The organism is Mesorhizobium sp. M7A.F.Ca.CA.004.12.1.1 (genome assembly GCF_003997835.1).
Lineage (GTDB): Bacteria > Pseudomonadota > Alphaproteobacteria > Rhizobiales > Rhizobiaceae > Mesorhizobium.
This window is the reverse complement of record NZ_RZRK01001181.1, coordinates 1-1324: the sequence shown is the minus strand read 5'-3', so window position 1 is coordinate 1324 and position 1324 is coordinate 1. Positions and strand designations below refer to the sequence as shown.

Here is a 1324-nt window from a genome sequence, read left to right as displayed (position 1 = left end):
GAAGGGATGAGCCCCGCGGCATGCCATGTCGACCCGGCCGTAAGCTGCGTTCGCTCCAGCAATGCCACATCGGTCCAGCCGCGCTTTGCCAGGCCGTAGAGAATGCCTGCACCCACACAGCCGCCACCGACCACGACCGCACGAAAGGAACTCACCATATGCGCGTGCCCTTGTATGAAATTGCCACCGGTCCACATGAACGCATGCGCATACTGTCAGACAGCATCCGGCTTTTCAGCATATTTCCTTGTCTGGAACGCAGCAGTGGTCACCCGACTGTTGGGCCACAAAGCCGGCCGAACTGTCAGCCTTCGCGCCCGCGTTTAGGCTGCTTCTTTGCGTTTTGCCCTGCTATATTCCGATTGCAGCATTCGGGATCGGGACATGATCTTCGTTGATCAGCACGATCGGCGCGTCGGCTCCTTCGACCCTGACGACCAGCAGGCGCAGGCTCCATGTGCCGGCTGTCCGGACAGCGGTCGAGTAGGCCGTGCCCTTGCCCTTGGCGCCGTGGACCGGAATGCCGAACTGGGCGTCGCCGGCCCATTCGCATTGACGTTGAGATGGCCGCCGACCCAGAAACTGTCGGTCAAATCATCACCCAACGCCGCCTTGACGCGGTCGTCGGCGCGAAGCCTGTCCATCGTCATGTGGTAGGCATCGCTGCCTTTCAGGACGTAGGGAATGCTGCCCACCATCGTCGCGCAGCCGCCAATCCCGACAACCCAGACGGCAAGGCCGGCGATTGCCCAGTTGCGTTGCGTCTTGCGAAACTGTTCCGCGTCGCGCCAGGCGCGGTTCTGCCAGGCCCAGCGGCTGCCGCGTGCGCCCAGCACGATGATCATGATGATGTTGACGACAGGGATCAGCGCCAGTAACGCGATGAAAGTGCTGTTGCCGATGCCCCAGATCCAGTTGAGGAAGAAAGCGCCCCAGTTCCAGCGGTCGAGTTCGGCTGGAATTTCAGCCGGCTGGTTGAGCGGTTGTCCGGCCATCGTGTCCCCCATCGGTGACGTACCGACTGATTCTAGCGCATGAGCCCGTCAATGCGCAAAATCAAAGTTCTGCAACTTCTGTCAGGTCTTGTTGGATAGCCGGCGAAAATTCGCTTTCACGGCACGGCTTGCCGGCTTCAGCGCGGCGCTGATCGAGCGCTCCGCCGCGACCCCGTTGAACAGCGATGGCGTGCGGCCGGAAAAGATTTCCGGCCAGAACCGCGATGCCGATTGCAGGAAGGACATTTGCGCCGCAAACACGCCTTCGGCCATAGCGGCGGTCTTCTCGTTTACCGCACGCGCGGTCTCCGTGCTCCATGGCTGACTGC

3 protein-coding genes and 1 pseudogene are annotated in these 1324 nt (G+C 61.6%); all 4 read right to left on the bottom strand.

Annotated features, from left to right (window positions below):
- Window positions 1–158 (bottom strand): FAD-dependent oxidoreductase (locus EN984_RS34905; RefSeq protein WP_127384371.1); only part of this gene is annotated, 158 nt, incomplete at its 3' end.
- A 193-nt stretch (window positions 159–351) separates the two neighbouring features.
- The gene (locus EN984_RS39435; RefSeq protein ID WP_281057385.1) at window positions 352–522 is read right to left on the bottom strand and encodes a cytochrome c oxidase assembly factor Coa1 family protein; all 171 of its coding nucleotides are present in this window, start codon (window positions 520–522) and stop codon (window positions 352–354) included.
- 86 nt (window positions 523–608) lie between these two features.
- Window positions 609–698 (bottom strand): annotated as a pseudogene (locus EN984_RS39430) (hypothetical protein); the annotation flags it as partial.
- A gap of 378 nt (window positions 699–1076) precedes the next feature.
- On the bottom strand, window positions 1077–1324 hold a 248-nt coding region (locus EN984_RS34895), incomplete at its 5' end, for a hypothetical protein (protein ID WP_127384370.1).